Here is a 14,620-nt window from a genome sequence, read left to right on the forward strand (position 1 = left end):
CACGATGCATCCGAATCACCTCAATATTCGTCACCTCCTGGCGCTGCCAATAGTCGTCCGCAGCGGCAGCATCAGCGTCGCCGCGCGGGCAGTGAATCTGACCCAGCCGGCCATCACGCAGGGCATCGCCAAGCTGGAGCGCCAGATCGGGATGGCATTGTTCGATCGTGTACCGGGGCTGCTGATCGCGACCCCGGCGGCACATCTGCTGGCGGAACGCGCCGAGAATGCGCTGCGTTTTCTGGGTAACCGACGCGCGACGGCGGCACAGATCCGCGCCTTCGTCGCCTTGGCGCAGCATGGCAGCTATGCGGCCGCGGCAGGCGTGACAGGGCTGGCCGAAGCCTCGCTCCATCGGGCGGTCGCCGACCTGTCGCTGACGCTGGGCGTGCGGCTCGTTGATCGACGGGGGCGGGGCGTCGTACTCACGCGGCGGGGGGAAGAAATTGCGCGCAATTTCCGGCTGGCGCTGGCGGAACTGCGCTCTGGCCGTGCGGAGATCGCCGCGTTGCAGGGAAGGGAGGTCGGCCATATCGCTGTTGGCGCCATGCCGCTCTCGCGGGCGCGCCTGTTGCCCAACGCTATAGCCACCTTCCTCCGCGATAATGCGCAAGTCGATTTCGCTGTCGCGGAGGGTTCTCATGCCGAGTTGATCGGCCCGCTTCGCGATGGTGATATCGACATGATGATCGGCGCGCTGCGCGATGATACGCCCGGCGCCGATTTGGTCCAGATGGCCCTATTTACCGATCAGCCGGTTATTCTCGCGCGCTCTGGTCATCCGCTGGCGCATGAAGCCGGACGATTGGCCCCGGCCGACCTTGCCTGCTTTCCCTGGATCATGGCGGCGGAGGGTACGCCGTTGCGTAGTCTATGGCAGCGGATGTTTGCGCTTGCAGACGTCAGTTTGCCGAAGGTGCCGATCGAATGTGGTTCGGTCATCACCATTCGGCAACTGCTTGGGCAGACGGATTTCCTTACCATGCTCTCACCCGATCAGGTGGCTGTCGAACTGGAAGCAGGCTGGCTGGTCCAGCTGGGTGTCGCTCCCGGTGCGGTTAGCCGTACGATCGGACTTACTACGCGTGCCGACTGGCGACCGACCCCACTCCAGCAGGCATTCATGGCGACGCTGATCGAAGAGGCCGGGAAGATGCGTCCGGTGAGTGGCAATTCGTATTAGCTTATCGTCTTTGCGGTGATTCGATTGGCTCGCTGGTGTCGCTGACGCCTAAATGGTCGGCATGGCGATGATGACGGGATTGATCGGCTTCGGAGAGGCGGGCCGCACATTCATGGAGGCGGGCGACTGGGTTGCCGGCTGCCGGGTCTATGACATCAAGACCGATCGTGCCGAAACGCGCGGCGCCAATCTCGCCGATTATGCCGCATCACAGGCGGACGGTCGGGAAACGATGGCGGAGATTGTCAACGGCGCCGACCTGCTGCTCTCCCTCGTCACCGCCGATCAGGCGCTGGCCGCCGCAGAGGCTGCCGCTGCCGATCTTTCTCCAGGCACCTTATATTGTGACATGAATAGCATCGCGCCGCAGACAAAGCAGGCTGCCGCCCATTTGATCGAGGCCGTTGGCGGCCATTATGTCGATGTGGCGGTAATGGCTCCGGTCGATCCCGCCCGTCTTGCGGTTCCGTTATTGCTGAGCGGCGCGCGGGCGCAATCTGCGGCTGAGACGCTTGCTGCATTGGGTTTCAGCAATATCCGTGTCGTCGGGGATCGCGTGGGACGTGCCTCGTCGATCAAGATGATAAGATCGGTGATGGTAAAGGGGCTGGAGGCGCTCTCCGCCGAATGTGTGCTGGCCGCCGAGGCCGCAGGTGTGCGCGAAGAGGTTATCGCCTCACTCGACGCCAGCGAGAAGCCAAAACCCTGGGATAGCCGGGTCGACTATAATCTCGATCGTATGATGGTCCACGGCCTGCGCCGCGCCGCCGAGATGGAAGAGGTGGTGAAGACGCTGGATGGCCTCAGCACCGGATCGGTCATGACGCGTGGCACGGTCGAGCGCCAGCGCACCATTGGTGCGCTGGGTTTGATCCGGCCCGACGCTGGATTGCCAGCCAAGATCGAACAGATCGACGCAGCGCAGATGAGCGCAAAGGGAAAGCAGAACGCATGACATTGGTGATCGACTGTCACGGCCACTACACCGTGCTGCCCAAGGGCCATGACGCATGGCGAGAGGCGCAGAAGGCCGCGTATAAGGCAGGCGAGGCCGCGCCGCCCTATCCCGATATCAGCGATGCCGAAATCCGCGAGACGATCGAGTCCAATCAGCTGCGCCTGATCAAGGAACGCGGAGCGGACATGACGATCTTTTCGCCACGCGCGTCCGCCATGGCCCCCCATGCCGGCGACGCCGCTATGGCGAGGGAATGGGCGATACGCTGCAACGATCTTATCGCGCGCGTCGTCACTCTCTATCCCGATGTATTTGCGGGCGTGTGTATGTTGCCGCAATCACCGGATGCGGACATGGCCAATTCGATTGCCGAACTGGAGCGCTGTGTCACGGAACATGGCTTCATTGGCTGCAACCTAAACCCCGATCCCAGCGGCGGACATTTCCGCCATCCGCCTCTGACCGACAAATATTGGTATCCCTTCTACGAAAAGATGGTGGAGTTGGATGTCCCGGCGATGATCCACGTGTCGGGTAGCTGCAATCCGGCAATGCATGCCACCGGCGGTTACTATATCGCCGCCGATACGATCGCCTTCATGCAGCTGCTGGAGGGCAACCTGTTCGCAGATTTTCCGACCTTGCGCTTCATCATCCCGCACGGCGGCGGCGCGGTTCCCTATCATTGGGGGCGCTATCGTGGGCTCGCCGATATGCTCAAAAAGCCTGATCTGTCGACGCACCTGATGAACAACATCTTCTTCGATACCTGCGTCTACCATCAGCCGGGCGTCGACTTGCTGGCGGATGTGATCGAGAACAAGAATATCCTGTTCGGCTCGGAAATGGTCGGTGCGGTTCGCGGCATCGACCCCACCACAGGCTATTATTTCGACGATACAAAGCGCTATGTGGATGCGCTCGACATCAGCACAGAAGCACGCGACGCGATCTTTGCGGGCAATGCGCGCAAGGTTTTTCCTCGCCTGGACGCGATCCTGAAAGAGCAGGGGCGATGATCACCGAAAATCCCAAACGGCAGGACATTCACGAATATCTGGCCGAGCTGGAGGATATTCCGGGCACCCGCGTGTTCACCACGGCGCGGGCGCGCAAGGGGTATTGGCTCAACCAGTTCTGCATGACGCTGATGAAAGCGGAAAATCGTGCCCGCTTCAAGGCGGACGAGCGTGCCTATCTCGACGAATGGCCGATGACGGAAGTGCAAAAGCAGGCAGTGCTGACTCGCGATTATAATGCGGCGCTGGATGAGGGCGGCAACATCTATTTCCTCGCCAAAGTGTTCTTTACCGACGAGATCAGCTTCCTGCAGGCGGTCGGTACGATGACGGGCATGAGCGCTCCCGACTATCAGGCAATGATGATCGCGGGCGGGCGTCCGCCGGTCGGCCTGCGTTCGAAGAAGGATCCCTATTGATGGCCCGCATTACGGCAGGCGTCGCGAGCAGCCATATACCGGCGCTGGGTGCGACGATCGATCATGGCAAGACGCAGGAGCCTTACTGGAAGGATTGCTTTGCCGGCTACGACTGGACCCGGCAGTGGGAAGCGGCGCAAAAGCCCGATGTCGTCATTCTGGTCTATAACGACCATGCCACCGCCTTTGACATGAACTTCATCCCGACTTTCGCGATCGGTTGTGCCGAACGCTACAAAAGCGCGGACGAGGGGTGGGGGCCGCGCCCGGTTCCCGAAGTGATCGGGGATCCCGATCTTGCCTGGCACATAGCGCAGTCATGTATCCTCGACGAATTCGACATGACGATGGTCAACCAGATGGACGTCGATCATGGCCTGACCGTGCCATTAAGTCTGATGTTCGGCCAGCCGGAGGCATGGCCCTGTAAAGTCGTGCCGCTTGCGGTCAATGTCGTCACTTATCCGCCGCCATCGGGCAATCGCTGCTATGCGCTGGGCGAGGCAATCGCACGCGCCGTGGAGAGCTATCCGGAGGACATCACTGTGCAGATATGGGGCACGGGCGGCATGAGCCACCAGCTTCAGGGTCCGCGTGCCGGTCTCATCAATGCCGAGTGGGACAATCGCTTCCTCGATGATCTGGTGAACGACCCGCAGCGCCTCCGCCATATCCCGCACATCGAATATCTGCGCGAGACCGGCTCGGAAGGGATCGAGATGGTCATGTGGCTCATCATGCGCGGCGCGCTAGGGGCGAATGTCCGCGCCTTGCACCGCCATTATCACGTCCCGGCGTCCAATACCGCGGTCGGGCACATCGTGCTCGAACCGATCGCCTGACAGCAAGATAGAAGGAAATATCCATGCGAATAGCTTTGGCCGGTGCCGGCGCGTTCGGCGAAAAACATCTTGATGGTCTGAAAAAGATCGACGGCGTCGAAATCATCTCGATCATCAGCCGTACTGGCGAACAGGCCGCTGCGGTCGCCGCCAAATATGGCGCGAAGCACAGTTCGGAAAACCTGGAAGATGCGCTTGCCCGCGGCGATGTCGATGCGGTCATCCTCTGCACGCCGACACAGATGCACGCGAGCCAAGCGATCGCCTGCATGAATGCGGGCAAGCATGTTCAGGTCGAAATCCCGCTAGCCGACAGCTGGGCCGATGCCGAAGCGGTCGTGGCGAAGCAGAAGGAAACGGGTCTCACTTGCATGGTCGGCCACACTCGCCGCTTCAATCCCTCACATCAATATGTCCACAACAGGATCGTCGCGGGCGAGCTGAACCTTCAGCAGATGGACGTGCAGACCTATTTCTTTCGCCGCAAGAATATCAATGCGAAGGGCGAGGCGCGTAGCTGGACCGACCATCTGCTCTGGCATCATGCCGCGCATACGGTCGATCTGTTTGCCTATCAGGCAGGCAAGATCGTCCAGGCCAATGCCATCCAGGGTCCGATTCACCCCGAACTTGGCATCGCGATGGATATGTCGATCCAGCTCAAGAGCGAGAGCGGCGCGATCTGCACTCTGTCCTTGAGCTTCAACAATGACGGCCCGCTTGGTACGTTCTTCCGATATATCTGTGACACCGCAACCTATATTGCGCGCTACGACGATCTGGTGAACGGGAAGGAAGAGCCTATCGACGTATTCCATGTCGATGTGTCCCTGAACGGTATTGAACTGCAGGACCGCGAATTTATCGCCGCGATCCGCGAAGGGCGCGAACCGAACAGCTCGGTCGGCAAGGTGCTCGACTGCTATCGTGTATTGGGTGACCTCGAAAAGCAGCTTGCGACATGAGCGTGCGCCGCACCAAGGTCGCGATCATCGGGTCGGGGCCAGCCGGGCTGATGCTCGGCCACCTGCTGCGGGCAGAAGGAATTGATTGCCTGATCCTGGAGCGGCAGGATCGCGAATATGTCGAGAGCCGGATTCGTGCCGGCGTACTGGAAACGACGACTACCGACCTGATGCACAGGCTGGGTATCGATGCGCGCATGGACAGCGAGGGCTTGATCGAGGACGGCTTCAACCTCGCCGATGGTGACCAGTTGGTGCGTATCGACATCAAGGCGCTGACGGGCAAGCATGTCACTGTCTATGGCCAGACCGAACTGACCCGCGACCTGATTGCCGCCGCGCCCGAACGCGATCTGGAGATCGTGTTTCAGGCTGGCGACCTGAAATTGCATGATGTGGACAGCGCACGGCCCAGCGTGACGTTCGTGAAGGACGGCCTTGCCCAGACGATTGAAGCGGATTTCATCGCGGGTTGTGACGGGTTCCATGGTCCGTCACGCCGCGCCATCCCGGCCTCCCTGGCGCGTGAATATACCCAGGAATATCCGTTCGGCTGGCTCGGTATATTGGCAGATGTTCCGCCTTGTCATGATGAACTCATCTACGCCAATGGTCCGCGCGGGTTTGCGCTCGCTTCGATGCGGTCACCGACACGGAGCCGTTATTATATCCAGGTGCCCCGGGGTGAAAAGCTGGAGGACTGGCCCGAAGCGCGGTTGTGGGATGAACTGGATGGGCGTTTCAACCCGCTGTCGAACCATGGTGTGACGCGTGGTCCGGCGCTCGAAATGTCGATCGCGCCACTGCGTTCCTACGTATTCGAGACTATGCGGCATGGCCGGTTGTTTCTCGCTGGCGACGCGGCCCATATCGTACCACCGACCGGGGCGAAGGGGCTGAACCTGGCTGCGTCCGACATTGCCTATCTGTCCGACGCGTTGATCGGCTATTATGGCCGGAATGACGATAGTGGCCTGTTGCATTACCAGGAGCGCGCCCTGTCGCGCATCTGGAAGGCGGAACGGTTTAGCTGGACTTTGACGCGACTGATGCACAGTTTTCCGGGGCAAAGTCCGTTCGAGCGGCGGATGCAGATCGCGGAACTGGACTATCTGGCGCAATCGATGGCGATGCAAACCGCCATTGCTGAAAATTATGTGGGCTTGCCGCTTTAAAGTTTTGTCACCAGAGGAGGGCCACAGATGATCCAGTATAGGGATATATATATGTCTAACTGGTCGTGGCCCAGAGATATCCCCGGGGCTAATCCGCCACCCGACTGACGGCCCTTATCGACAGCGTTAAACGGGGCGGCGGGCGTTGGCCGAGTGGGTTGGCATGATCGCGAATATGAGCTCGCTTGCGTTACGATATGGGGTTCCCGCACCACTTTCGCCGAAAGTAGCGGTATGAATTATCTATGTATAACAGTAACATACAGGGCTGTCTTACAATAATATCGCGCCTACACAGTAACTTACGTGCTGCCCAAGTTTTCGAAGACACATGCGGTGAAGATGCGTAGCTTCCCATCCGCGTGGGGAGATCGGCAATGGAAAGCTGGCGGGAGCAATATCTGGGCGTCGAGACGATACCCGCGTCGCTGACGTTAGCCGAGATTGGGGTCACGACATAGAACGGGCAGGATAGCACGATAAGGTTGTGCGGCGATCACGCCGGCGCGGTTTTAAGGGCATTGGACCGGCGGAGTTGGCGATATCCGTCCTCACCGAGCGGGGGCGCATCCGACCAGAGATAATCGCCAGTGAGATTGATATGCTGCCAGCCCAGCGGTGCGATGTGGGGCAGCAAAGCTTCGTCAACCGTGCGGCCTTTCGTGGCCATCGCTCTGAGGGCTCGCCCCAGATAGTGTGGATCGGCGTGGAAAAAGGACCCCGTTAGCGGGGTGATCGGCGTCAAAAAGGGACCCCTCATCTCGGTGGTTTAGGCTGCTCGCTTGGCGGTGTGTCAGGCGGCGAGATCGGGATGTTGATATTGGAGATGGTGTTGAGGATCCGGCGCGAGCACGCGTCGGGCAAAGCCATCAAGGCGATAGCGCGAGATCTGCATTTGTCGCGCAAGGTGGTTCGCAAAGCGATCCGGGCACCGGATGCGGACATGGGTTACCGGCGAGAGGTTCAGCCGCTGCCTAAGCTCGGGCCCTTTCAGGAGCGGCTCGACGCGTTGCTGGAGGAGGATGAGGCGCGGCCGCGGCGCGAGAAACTGCGCATCACACGTATTCACGACCTTCTGCTACGAGAGGGGTTTGACGGCTCATATGATGCGGTGCGCCGCTGGCGCCAGGCGCGGCGCCGCGACGTGATGGACGCGCCGGCCTTCATCCCTCTGCTGTTTCGTCCGGGCGAGGCCTACCAGTTCGACTGGAGCCACGAGGACGTCGAGATCGCCGGCAAGCCGATGCGCGTGAAAGTAGCACATGTGCGGCTGTGCGCGTCGCGCACGATGTATGTGCGGGCCTATCCACGCGAGACGCAGGAGATGCTGTTCGACGCGCACGCACGAGCTTTTGCCTTCTTCGGCGGGGTGCCGACGCGTGGCATCTACGACAATATGAAAACAGCGGTGACGAGCGTGTTCACCGGCAAGGAGCGGGTCTTTAACCGGCGCTTTTTGGTCATGGCCAGTCACTACATGGTCGAGCCGACAGCCTGCTCACCGGCGGCCGGTTGGGAAAAGGGCCAGGTCGAAAACCAGGTGCAGACGGCGCGTGGGCGGTTCTTCCAGCCACGGCTGCGCTTTGCCAGCATCGAGGAATTGAATGGCTGGCTAGAGGCGGAGTGCTGCCGCTGGGCCGACATGCACCAGCATCCTGAGCACAAGGAGCTGACCGTCGCCCAGGCATGGGCTGCGGAGCGCGCCGTGCTCCAGCCCATCGCCGCCCCCTTCGACGGCTTCCACGAGAGCGAGCATGCGGTGAGCGGCACATGCCTGATCAGCTTCGACCGCAACCGTTATTCCGTCATGGCCAGAGCGGTCCGCCGTACGGTGCAGGTCCGGGCCTATGCCGACCGTATCCTTGTGCGCTGCGATGGTGAGATCGTCGCAGACCATCCTCGCTGTTTTGGGCGCGACCGGACCATCTACGATCCGTGGCACTACCTGCCGGTGCTGGCGATCAAACCCGGTGCGCTGCGCAACGGCGCACCTTTCCAGCACTGGGAATTGCCGCCGGCACTATCACGATTAAGGCGCAAGCTGGGTGCCGGCGATGACGCTGTCTGCCGTTTGCACGCTCGGGCGGGCAACTGCTCTTCCATCTAATCAGCAAGCTCTACGAGCGGACCTCGGTCATCGTAACGACGAACCTGGCGTTTGGTGAATGGCCGACGGTCTTTGGCGACCCCAAGATGACCACTGCGCTGCTGGATCGCATCACCCACCACTGCGACATCATCGAAACCGGCAACGACAGCTGGCGCTTCAAACACCGTAGCTGACATCTCCAACAAGATGCCTCGCGCTGATCGCGTCTCCGGTCGGGCTACGCCCTCCCTACGCCGCGACCAGCGCGAATGCTGCGGCCCTCATACCTGTCACGCTACTCCGCAAAGGGGTCCCTTTTGGACGCCGATAGGGGGTCCTTTTTGCGCGCCGATTGACATCCCTGAAGATGCGCCTGTGACACCAACGGCGAAGCCCATTGCCTCGCTGCTGTTTCTGCTGATCGCGATGGACGACAAACTATTGCGCACGGATCTCGATCTCCTTCGCCAACTGACCACCATCTTGATCGAACAAGGATTGTCGCCCGACGAGTATGTAGCGCTGATAGACGATTTGACCGATGTCCAGAGGAGGATCGGTTCCTACAGCTATTTGCCGTGGAGTCTGGACGTAAGCGAAGTCCTTGCGACGTTGCCTTGTCCGACGGACGCCGCACGCGATGCGCGATTACGTCTTTTTCTGCAGGTTATCGGGCAGGCATCTGGCTTCGCCCATCGCCTGATCGCGACCGATCTCATCCCCATAGAGGCGCTTGTAAGAGACTACGGCATTGGGGATGAGGCAGTTGCCGCGCTGAAACGCGATGCCTCTCAGGAAGCTACCGACGAGGGGGCGTTACCTGACCTGCAAGGCAAGACGATCGGAATCTATACTCTTGCGGAGGCGGCAGGCAGCCGAGCGAAGGCCGCACTGGAGAAACTGTTTCCCGGCTGCAAGGTGGTCGTCAATTCCGATCTCGTCGCGACGGCGCAGTTGTCAAATCTGGCAAAAGTGGCTGACTTGTTTGTCTTTGCCTGGAAGAGCAGCAGCCACCAAGCGTTCTACTGCGTCAAGGATGCACTTGCCAAAGGCGAGCCGATTTGGGCCCCTGGGAAGGGGACTGCCAGCATTTTAAGAGCAGTTCTCGATCATATAGCGTGACGTTTCTTTTCTGCGGCGGCACGTTGCCGTTCCGCCGTGAGGAAACCCAACTAGGTTGAAGCACATGGCTTTGTCCATAGAGTGTGTCACCAGTGTCACTTTACCCCGCTGGTAAAGTGACACTGGTGATTTTTGTGAAGTCTGGCGATTTTGGGGGATTCACAGCAGAGTCGCTTGTGCTAGATTCACGATGTGTTCCACCAGGCCGACCTCTTCGATCATATCGCCTCAGCCTCACCGGCAGACGTGCCGTCGACCGTCGCGCTGCCAGATCTCGTTGAGCGCGTTTCGCAGGTGTCGAAGCGACCCAGATATGTGTTGCTCGTCCTCAACCTGATTGCGAAAGCCGCTGGAGAAAATGGCAGCCTCGGGCCTTATGTCCGAAGCGAAACCGAGCAGGTTCCGGTGCGTGACTGGCTCTGCCTGGCACTAGCGCCTCTGGCTAATCGCGATTGTCGGCGAACGGCCATGATTGCAGCGGTCCGGTCGGAAGTCGTGGCAAACGCTGACGCCGCAGAAAATGCGGTCGTTTTGGCTCAGCAGCAGGACGAGGAAATAGAAGCGCGCATCCTTCGATCCGGTCGGACAAACGTTAGCCGGGCGGTATCTGATCTCGTGCGCGCTGGATTGTTGCATCGCCATTATCAGGGGTATCGCGTCGATCATCACAATCGCGGCGCACAGCGTGAAGCCGTCTACACGATAGCACCAGATGTGCGGTCGGCCTTGGCTAACAACTGCTAATCGCCAGTCGATTTGCTGCGCAGTAAATTTAGTCGAACCGTCGAATTTCGAACCTCGGCGAGACAGCGTTATGTACACTAAGTTATTAATAAATTTAACATAAGAAATGTTATCGAGCTTGCGTTGTGTAAGCCCAACTTAGAGATGTCCCACCCCGGAATTTAGAGATGTCATAACGCTGGGACGTCTAGCGGTCCCGGTGGCATGGTCCTCCTCCTGGCTGGGAGAACGCGCTTATGTCGGTGGTGGCGATGAGCCAAGGCGAGCATTCACCGTTTGATAGGCTGATGCGCGTGGAACGCGGCGAGTTACGGGTCAACGGGCAAGGCGCAGCACTCGGTGCCGCTTGCCAATCCGCTATCAGAAAACCGCTAACCCCATCAGCGGGTTGTGCTTGACGGGCAGAACAGCGCATGTGGGCTTGGGACGCCCTATGACGGGGGAATGGTTCGGTGCCTGTGCCCACCACGTTCCGGCGCCAACGCTGCGTCCGGGCGACATCGTCATCCTGGACAATTTCTTGGCTTACAGAACCCTGGCCGCGGTAGAGTCGAAGCAACCGGAACGCGCAGGCTGTTGCTTCCGCAACATATTCCCGAGGATTTCCGCGCGCGGTCGAATAATATATTATCTTTGACGTTATATCGAATCAGCTTGATTCTATAGCCCCATGGGTTTACCAGCAGCTCATGGACACCAGACAGAACTCCATGACGGTTGAGCTTACTCGACAGGTCGCCCAGGACATCGTGGCGGGCGATCTCGAGCCAGGTTCGCGCCTGAAAATTACAGGTTTGGGAGCAAAGTATGGGACAAGCGCAATTCCATTGCGTGAGGCACTCGCCCGGCTTGCGAACCAAGGCCTTGTCGTGTTCGAAGATAAAAAGGGCTTTTCGGTAGCGCCGGTATCGCGCGCTGATCTTATCGATCTCACAGAAATTCGAATAGCTGTAGAGTGTCTGACATTAACGCGTTCAATCGAACGCGGCGATGTGGAATGGGAAACGCATGTTCTCTCAGCCGCGCATCGACTGGCCCGCCTCCCTACTTACGCTGATGAGGCTAAGCGACATCTCTCGACCGAGTGGGAGGCTGCGCACACGAGATTTCACCATTGTCTTGTTTCGGCATGCGAATCTTCAAGGTTACTTGGACTGCGCGACCTCTATGACGATCAGTCTCGACGCTATCGCTACCTCATGGGCCTGCTCGCGCGTGAGCCGCGTATCGTTGATGGAGAGCATCAGGATCTCGTCGATGCCGTTCTCGGCCGCGACGTGGCAAAAGCCTGTGAACTAGTCAGCGAGCATTTCCAGAAAACGACAGACATGATCTTAAGCTCTAAGGTCGGCACACTTCTGTAAAGATTGTTACCACTGAAATGATGCCGTAGAATAAATTACTTTTTATAATGATATTGCTCTTATAGTAGTAATCTATAGCGAAATCTTTCTTTCTTGTCGAAGGCAATATATCACGACACAGATATATGCTGCCGTCTCGAAGTTAAAGCCGAAAACTGTCCAATACCACTTCGACCGACGGAGTTCGAAGCCTCACGCACCCGCTGTGTGAGCAATCTTGCACGCCTGTTGACAGTGCGATCGCCTGCGAGATTTCTCTAAAAAAATTGGGAGGGACTAAAGAAATGAGCAAACTAAAACTTCACGGCGCAATTTCGCTTCTTGCGTTGAGCATCAGCGGTACGGCGATGGCGCAAAGCGCCGGCCAGGGCGGTGCCGCTTCTGCAACACCCCCTTCGCAACCGGTCGCGGCAGAGCAGGCGGAAGGGGGGATCCAAGACATTGTCGTCACGGCCCAACGTCGTCAGGAAAATCTGCAACGTGCAGCCATTGCGGTTTCGGCGGTGAGCGGGGATATGCTCAAAGCAGCCGGGGTTACGAACCCGACTGACTTGACTGCTGTGGTTCCTGCCCTTCAGGTGTCCACTGCGGCAGGCCCTTATAATCTCTTCTATCTTCGGGGCGTAGGAAATTTCAACTCTAATGCGTTCTCTGACTCGGCGATCGCGTTCAACATGGATGGCGTGTTCGTCGGTCGACCGTCCTCGACGACGGGCTTCTTCTACGATCTGGAGCGGGTCGAGGTGGTGAAGGGGCCGCAGGGCACGCTCTACGGCCGGAATGCGACCGGCGGCGCAATCAACGTGATCAGCCACAAGCCCGATCTCGGCGAGTTCGCCGGCGAATTTTCGGCGCAATATGGCAATTACGACGCGTTCCGCATCGATGGCGCCCTGAACGTACCGCTGGGGGATAAGGCTGCGCTGCGGTTTGCTGGCATTCACGTCAAGCATGACGGCTATATGAACAATGGCATGGACAATCAGGACGATTGGGGTGCTCGCGCGTCATTCCTGGTCAAACCGTCAGATACGTTCAAGATGGTCATTTCGGCGGACTACTTCAAGCAAGGCGGAAACGGACTCGGGAGCACGCCGCGTCTCGCGCAAAATGGCGTTGCCACACCGGCTAGCTTAAAGGTCGATGACCGCATCGACTTGCTGTCTCCGGCGGGGCAAGCCTTCTATACCGGTCAGCCCAACGGCACCTTGGGACGGAATTTCGCGTCCATTCCCCTCCCCCAGGCACAACCGTACCTGAACAATCACTATTGGGGCATCTCATCGACGATTGATTGGGAGACTTCGGTCGGCACCCTGACAGTCATTCCGGCCTACCGCGAAGCCAGGCTGGATTATGCGAGCTTTACGCCTGGCTTTTACGTTGCAGAAAAGTCCAAGAGCAACCAGACGTCTATTGAAAGCCGCTTTGCCACGACCGACGATTTTCCAGTGCGCGCCCTTCTCGGCGCATTCTACTATAAAGAAGATACTAACGACCCATATTCCGGAGTGAATACGCAAAACTATGCCTATTATCGGAACGAGAGGCTCTCGACCGAAAGCAAGGCGATCTTCGGTCGCCTAACCTATGCAGTCACTCCCGACGTCCGACTGAGCGTCGGGGCAAGGCAGACCTGGGAAGACAAGGGCTTCTCCGGCACGCTGCGCGGGATCACGCGGATCTGTCTCACCGCAGCCTGCCCCGATGCGGCGCCGATCCCATACACCGCCACGGCGCCTGCGGTCCCCGGCGTGGTGGTTCCGGTCTTCGGCACGCCACCCTATGGCGGGATCATCTCGTTCAATCCTGACTTCAGCCCAGCTCTGATCCAAACCGAAGGTCAGATCGTCACTAATGATGCCAGGAAATTCAAGAAGTTTACGTGGCGGGCCGGCGCCGATTGGGACATCACGCCGCAAAATCTGCTATATGCAAGCTTTGAGACCGGTTTCAAGGCGGGGGGCTTCTTCTATTCGGCCGACAATCCGGCGACTTCCAATAAGGAGGGTGTTTATAGCCCAGAGACGATCAGCGCGTTCACGATCGGTTCTAAGAACCGGTTTCTAGATAACCGTATCCAGATTAATCTCGAGCTGTTCTACTGGCGCTATAACAACCAGCAGATCGCCCATCTTGGCGTCGATAGTCAGGGCAATATCATCTTCCCGATCGAAAATGTCGGAAAGGGCACCTATCGCGGGTTCGAGATTGAAACCCGGTTCGCGCCTACGCGCACGACGACGCTCACGGCAGACGTTCAATATCTCGATGCCAAGTACAACAATTTCCAGTACACGACACCAAACCTCAACGGCGGTCTCAGCAATGGCACGGGCTGCCCAAATGCAGGTACGCCGGGGCTAGCATATACTGTGGATTGCTCCGGCAAGCGCCCGCCAAATTCGCCTACATGGACGATCAATCTTAGCGGGCAGCAGCAGATTCCACTATCATTCGGCGAGTTGGTCTTAGACGCGCGCGGTCATTATCAGTCGAAGACTCTTACCGGCCTCGAATTTCTGCCGATCGAGGATCAGGAAGCGTATTGGGTTGTCGATGGTGCCGTGACCTTCTATTCGCCTGGAAAGCGCTACTCCGTGGGGGCGTTCGTCAACAATGTCTTCGACAAGACGGTGATTGCAAACACCTTCCCCACGCCGTTCAGCAACTTCTACAGCTCCTCCCTCCGGCCGCCGCGCACATACGGCATACGGGCCGGTGTGAATTTTTGACGCTA

12 protein-coding genes and 2 pseudogenes are annotated in these 14,620 nt (G+C 58.8%); 13 read left to right on the forward strand and 1 reads right to left on the reverse strand.

Features of this window, described 5'->3' with window-relative positions:
• Positions 1-4: 4 nt before the first annotated feature.
• The 7 genes from ASE49_RS04760 (at position 5) to pobA (ending at position 6,561) form a co-directional block, all read left to right on the forward strand.
• A complete protein-coding gene (locus ASE49_RS04760; protein WP_056768985.1) occupies positions 5-1,183 on the forward strand; it encodes a LysR family transcriptional regulator in 1,179 nt (392 codons plus the stop codon).
• 61 nt (positions 1,184-1,244) lie between these two features.
• Entirely contained in the window at positions 1,245-2,138 is an 894-nt protein-coding gene (locus tag ASE49_RS04765; RefSeq protein ID WP_056769113.1) for an NAD(P)-dependent oxidoreductase, read from the forward strand.
• The gene (locus tag ASE49_RS04770) at positions 2,135-3,160 is read left to right on the forward strand and encodes an amidohydrolase family protein (protein WP_056768986.1); all 1,026 of its coding nucleotides are present in this window, start codon (positions 2,135-2,137) and stop codon (positions 3,158-3,160) included. Before ASE49_RS04765 ends, ASE49_RS04770 begins: the two co-directional genes overlap by 4 nt.
• Entirely contained in the window at positions 3,157-3,579 is a 423-nt protein-coding gene (gene ligA, locus ASE49_RS04775; RefSeq protein ID WP_056768987.1) for a protocatechuate 4,5-dioxygenase subunit alpha, read from the forward strand. The genes ASE49_RS04770 and ligA overlap by 4 nt, the downstream gene beginning before the upstream one ends.
• A complete protein-coding gene (locus ASE49_RS04780; RefSeq protein ID WP_056768988.1) occupies positions 3,579-4,421 on the forward strand; it encodes a class III extradiol dioxygenase subunit beta in 843 nt (280 codons plus the stop codon). The genes ligA and ASE49_RS04780 overlap by 1 nt, the downstream gene beginning before the upstream one ends.
• 23 nt (positions 4,422-4,444) lie before the next feature.
• On the forward strand, positions 4,445-5,386 hold the full coding sequence (locus ASE49_RS04785; protein WP_056768989.1) for a Gfo/Idh/MocA family oxidoreductase: 942 nt from the start codon (positions 4,445-4,447) through the stop codon (positions 5,384-5,386).
• Positions 5,383-6,561 carry a 4-hydroxybenzoate 3-monooxygenase gene (pobA, locus tag ASE49_RS04790; protein ID WP_056768990.1) on the forward strand — a complete coding sequence of 393 codons (1,179 nt, stop codon included), beginning with the start codon at positions 5,383-5,385 and terminating at the stop codon, positions 6,559-6,561. Before ASE49_RS04785 ends, pobA begins: the two co-directional genes overlap by 4 nt.
• Before the next feature lie 496 nt (positions 6,562-7,057).
• On the opposite strand, the gene ASE49_RS18630 is transcribed toward pobA, so the two are convergent.
• On the reverse strand, positions 7,058-7,306 hold the full coding sequence (locus tag ASE49_RS18630; protein ID WP_162234224.1) for a Tn3 family transposase: 249 nt from the start codon (positions 7,304-7,306) through the stop codon (positions 7,058-7,060).
• 66 nt (positions 7,307-7,372) lie between these two features.
• Between ASE49_RS18630 and istA the strand changes: the two are divergent.
• The 6 genes and pseudogenes from istA to ASE49_RS04820 form a co-directional block, all read left to right on the forward strand.
• Positions 7,373-8,623, forward strand: a pseudogene (istA, locus tag ASE49_RS04795) (IS21 family transposase); the annotation flags it as partial.
• Between the two features lie 2 nt (positions 8,624-8,625).
• Positions 8,626-8,844 (forward strand): annotated as a pseudogene (locus ASE49_RS04800) (ATP-binding protein); the annotation flags it as partial.
• Positions 8,845-9,025: 181 nt separating this feature from the next.
• On the forward strand, positions 9,026-9,772 hold the full coding sequence (locus ASE49_RS04805; protein ID WP_056768991.1) for a hypothetical protein: 747 nt from the start codon (positions 9,026-9,028) through the stop codon (positions 9,770-9,772).
• 192 nt (positions 9,773-9,964) lie between these two features.
• The gene (locus ASE49_RS17625; RefSeq protein WP_082456306.1) at positions 9,965-10,516 is read left to right on the forward strand and encodes a hypothetical protein; all 552 of its coding nucleotides are present in this window, start codon (positions 9,965-9,967) and stop codon (positions 10,514-10,516) included.
• 710 nt (positions 10,517-11,226) lie between these two features.
• Complete coding sequence (locus tag ASE49_RS04815; RefSeq protein WP_162234225.1) at positions 11,227-11,880, forward strand: GntR family transcriptional regulator; 654 nt, start codon at positions 11,227-11,229, stop codon at positions 11,878-11,880.
• A gap of 284 nt (positions 11,881-12,164) precedes the next feature.
• Positions 12,165-14,615, forward strand: coding sequence for a TonB-dependent receptor (locus ASE49_RS04820; RefSeq protein WP_056768994.1), 2,451 nt, complete (start codon positions 12,165-12,167; stop codon positions 14,613-14,615).
• Positions 14,616-14,620 lie beyond the last annotated feature (5 nt).

Origin of the sequence: Novosphingobium sp. Leaf2 (assembly GCF_001421325.1) — a bacterium.
In the GTDB taxonomy this organism is placed as follows: domain Bacteria; phylum Pseudomonadota; class Alphaproteobacteria; order Sphingomonadales; family Sphingomonadaceae; genus Novosphingobium.